Source organism: Streptomyces barkulensis (genome assembly GCF_002843305.1).
Classification (GTDB): Bacteria; Actinomycetota; Actinomycetes; order Streptomycetales; family Streptomycetaceae; genus Streptomyces; species Streptomyces barkulensis.
On the sequence record NZ_PGSG01000033.1, the window covers coordinates 1 to 3,811 of the forward strand.

The 3,811-nt window shown below is 69.0% G+C and carries 4 protein-coding genes and 1 pseudogene; 3 read left to right on the forward strand and 2 right to left on the reverse strand.

From position 1 onward, the window contains the following. Nucleotides 1-38: 38 nt before the first annotated feature. Nucleotides 39-1,247, reverse strand: a complete 1,209-nt coding sequence (locus CUT83_RS08305) for an RNA-guided endonuclease InsQ/TnpB family protein (RefSeq protein ID WP_101255106.1) — start codon at nucleotides 1,245-1,247, stop codon at nucleotides 39-41. 25 nt (nucleotides 1,248-1,272) lie between these two features. On the opposite strand from CUT83_RS08305, the gene tnpA reads away from it, so the two are divergent. From tnpA to CUT83_RS08320, 3 genes are all read left to right on the forward strand, one after another. Next, entirely contained in the window at nucleotides 1,273-1,689 is a 417-nt protein-coding gene (gene tnpA / locus CUT83_RS08310; protein ID WP_093850225.1) for an IS200/IS605 family transposase, read from the forward strand. Nucleotides 1,690-1,856: 167 nt separating this feature from the next. Further along, nucleotides 1,857-2,042, forward strand: coding sequence for a hypothetical protein (locus tag CUT83_RS08315; protein ID WP_240958556.1), 186 nt, complete (start codon nucleotides 1,857-1,859; stop codon nucleotides 2,040-2,042). Then, complete coding sequence (locus tag CUT83_RS08320) at nucleotides 2,042-2,401, forward strand: DNA-binding protein (protein ID WP_101255248.1); 360 nt, start codon at nucleotides 2,042-2,044, stop codon at nucleotides 2,399-2,401. Before CUT83_RS08315 ends, CUT83_RS08320 begins: the two co-directional genes overlap by 1 nt. Nucleotides 2,402-2,623: 222 nt before the next feature. Here the strand turns inward: CUT83_RS08320 and CUT83_RS08325 are convergent. Next, nucleotides 2,624-3,655, reverse strand: a pseudogene (locus CUT83_RS08325) (ISAs1 family transposase); the annotation flags it as partial. Nucleotides 3,656-3,811 lie beyond the last annotated feature (156 nt).

The window sequence follows — 3,811 nt, forward strand, 5'->3', positions numbered from 1 at the left end:
TTGACATCCTCGCCGCCCTGAAGGACGGCGATTCCCGCCTACCGCGCCGCCTGTGGCTGCGGTGTCGAGTGGGTTCCTGCTTCGCCGCGCGGTGCCGGGACGAGTCCCGGTCTTACCTGCGCTCCACAGGCTGATGCCGCCAGTCCGGCGGCCTTGGCGACGTTGACCGCCGCGTTGATGTCCCGGTCCAGGACCGCCCCGCACGCCTGGCAGGTCCACTCTCGGATGTGGAGGGGCTTGGGGCCGTCCTTGACGCCGCACACGGAGCACACCCGGGAGGTCGGCTCGAACCGGCCGATCTTCACGAAGGTACGTCCGTACCGGGCGGCCTTGTACTCCAGCATGCTCACGAACGCCGACCATCCGGCGTCGTGCACGGACTTGGCCAGGCGCGTGCGCGCGAGTCCCTTCACCGCCAGGTCCTCCACGGCGACCGCTTGGTTGTCGCGGATCAGCTGTGTGGAGAGCTGGTGGTGGAACTCGCGGCGCGCGTCCGCGACACGGGCGTGTGCCCGTGCGACGCGGATCCTGGCCTTGTCCCGGTTCTTGCTGCCCTTCTCCTTGCGGGAGAGGGAGCGCTGCGCCTTCTTCAGGCGTTTTTCGGCCCGGCGCAGGAAGCGCGGGCTGTCGATCTTCGTCCCGTCGGAGAGGACCGCGAAGTGTCCGAGCCCGAGATCGATGCCCACCTCGGGCGCGACCTGGGGCAGGACTTCCTCCGGGCCGGTCTCCACGACGAAGGACGCGAAGTACCGGCCTGCCGCGTCCTTGACCACGGTCACCGTGGACGGCGTCGACGGCAGGGAGCGGGACCACTTCACCTTGACGTCGCCGATCTTCGGCAGACGCAGCCTGCCGCCCGGGGTGATCGACCAGCGGGCGTTCGCCGTGAACCGGACCGACTGCCGGGTGTCCCTCTTCGACTTGTACCGGGGCGCGCCCATGCGCGGGCGCTTGCCCTTCAGGCCGTCGAAGAAGTTCCGGTACGCGGCCTCCAGGTCGCGCAGCGACTGCTGGAGAACGACCGCCGACACCTCGCCGAGCCACGCCCGCTCCGGGGTGCTCTTCGCCTCGGTGATCAGCGCCTTCGACAGGTCGCCGGTCTTCGGGAACGGCAGCCCCTCGCTGCGGGCGGTCTCCCGAGCGCGAAGCGCGTCGTTGTAGACCACCCGCGCACACCCGAACGCCCTCGCCAACGCCATGCGCTGACCGACGCTCGGGTACAAGCGGAAGCTGTACCGAAGCTGCATGCGGATCATGGTACACAGTTGGTTTATGGGTATCGATGAGAACGTTCGTACTGGTCGTCACTGCGTCTTCCGCATGCATGTCCACTTGGTTTTCGTGACGAAGTACCGGCACTCCGTCTTCGTTGACCGGCACTTGACGCGGTGCGAGGAGATCATGCGGGCCGTGTGCGAGGACTTCGAGGCCGAGCTGGTCGAGTTCAACGGCGAGAACAACCACGTCCATCTCCTCGTGAACTTCCCGCCGAAGGTTGCCGTGTCCAGGCTGGTGAACTCCCTCAAAGGCGTGTCCTCCCGCAGGCTCCGCCAGGAGTTCCCCGACCTCGTCCGCCACTACTGGCGGGCACAGCGCCTGTGGTCCGGCTCGTACTTCGCCGGGTCCGTCGGCGGCGCGCCGCTCAGCATCGTGAAGCAGTACATCGAGCAGCAGAACCGGCCGCTCTGACCCGGGCCGAGGTGAACAGTGCAGATCCATGCCCACAGCTGAGGTCAGAGCAGCTCTCAGATTCGCCTCACCACCGGGCTGAAGCCCGGTGCACTGCCAATAGTCCCGGTAGCAAAAAGTACTCCATCAGTCTCCCCGAAGACCTCGCCGAGTCCGTACGTACCCACGTGGGCCCCGGCGGCTTCTCCGCCTATGTGGCCGAGGCGCTGGAACAGCGTGTGGCCATGGACAAGCTCCGCGAGATCGTCGCCGACTTCGAGACAGACAACGAACCGCTGTCCCGCGAGGAGATCGAAGCGGCCCGTGCCATGCTGCGCCACGGCCGGCGCGACTCGGGCGGTGCCGCGGCCTGATGCCCGGCACGCTATTCCTCGACAGCGAGGGGATGTCCAAGCTCTGCCTCAAGGACCGCACCGTCCTGGCCCTCGTCCAGGCGGCCTCGGAAGAAGGCGTCCGGGTCGCCACGACCGCCACGACCACCCTCGAGACGGACTACGAGCGCATCCACCCCGCCCGCATCCGGTGGGTGCTCTCCCGGATCGATGTCCATGACGTCACCAAGGACGTCACCGGCCAAGCGGCCGCACTGCTGCGTGGCCACCACCCCAGAGGCCGCAAGTACGCCATCGTGGCCGCCACCGCGGCCATCGCACGCTCCGCGCCGGGACCGGTCACCGTCCTCACCTCCGACCCCAGGGGCTTTGAGAAGTGATCTTGTGTCCGGGTTCGTCATGCCAGTCCGAGGGCGGTGAGGGGCCGCAGGTGGTCGCGGGCGGTACGGCGGAGGGCGGCTGCGATGTTGGTGTGACCGTCCTGGCGGTGGACGCCGATGGCGAGGTTGCTCCCCCAGCCTTCGGCCGGGAGGTGCCCCCAGGCCGGCCATGATGCGGGGCAGGTGCCGGGTGCGGATGTGCGGGGCGTCCTCGTGGAAGGTGCGGTCGCGGACGTGGTGCAGCTGGTTCTCAATGCGCCAGTGGCCGCGGATCCAGGCTGCGGGCTCGTGGCCGCCGGCCGCACCGGGCGGCAGGCTGGTGACCAGGTAGATCCGCTCGATCGTCAGCTTTCCCGTGCCAAGATCGCGTCTCCAGCGCACGACCTGGAGGGCTTGGCGGGCGTGCGGGTGGTCGAGGTGAGCGAAGGCGGCGGTCTTCAGGCGTCGGATCTCGTCGCGGTGACGGGCCCGGGTGCGCTCGACGTGGTCGAGGCGGATGTCGCGCCAGGGCAGGCGGCGGAGGCGCTCATGCAGTCCGGGGTGGTTCCGCTTCACGACGGCCAGGTAGTGCGCTCCTCGTTCGTGCAGGTAGGCGGCGTGGTCGTGCTGGGTGTGCAAGGCGTCCGCCGTGATGACGGCGTCGGTCAGGTCGACGCCGTCCAGGAGCGGGGCGAAGGCCGGGATCTCGTTGCTCCTGCCGTCGATCTGTCGTTGCGCAAGGACCTCGCCGCTGTGGGTCATCGCGGCGATCAGTGCGGTGGCCGTCCGGCGGGTGGTGCGGGAACCGCGGAGGGTCTTGCCATCGACGGCGATGACCTTCCGTTTCGAGTTCGGGGCCTTGCGTGCCCGGAGGAAGTCGCCAATGGCGCGGTCGAGGGCGTCGCCGTCCGCAGCGGCGAGGACGAGGCGGACGGTGGTGGCATGGGGCGGGCGGATCAGTCCGGTGGGGGTACCTCCCGGCCGGAGGCTGGGGGAGGGTCGGGGCGGGATCCGAGCAGGGCCAGGACGTGCTGGGGGGGCGTCGGCGATCCACTCGCCGATCGCCGTGATGGAGGCGGCACCGGCCAGAACGGCGGCAGCCGCGGCGGTGAGAAGGGCCGTCCAGGGGGAGCGGATGCCGCGACGGGCCCGCGGGTCGGGCACCGTGGCCAGAAAACCCCGCAGGTCAGCGACTGTCTGCAGCGGGATCGGGTCGGGGGTGTCCCCCAGTTGCCGAAGGCATGACGGCATGCGGGAAGATGGGTGCGCAGGCATGGACTCGCTCGGTGCTCATACGGACTCGACACCCACATGATCACCAGCGTCCATGCCTGTTCTGTGTCCAGGGTCACCGCTGGCAGAAGTCGACAAGCCGCCACATCCGGAGCTCAGCAGGCGAACCGCCCACCTCGGCACTTCTCAAAGACCCTG

What these genes read in the sequence shown, in the direction of transcription:
- CUT83_RS08320 (WP_101255248.1), top strand. Translation starts at nt 2,042, where the DNA reads ATGCCCGGCACGCTATTCCTCGACAGCGAGGGGATGTCCAAGCTCTGC.
- CUT83_RS08305 (WP_101255106.1), bottom strand. Translation starts at nt 1,247, where the DNA reads ATGCAGCTTCGGTACAGCTTCCGCTTGTACCCGAGCGTCGGTCAGCGC.
- tnpA (WP_093850225.1), top strand. Translation starts at nt 1,273, where the DNA reads ATGGGTATCGATGAGAACGTTCGTACTGGTCGTCACTGCGTCTTCCGC.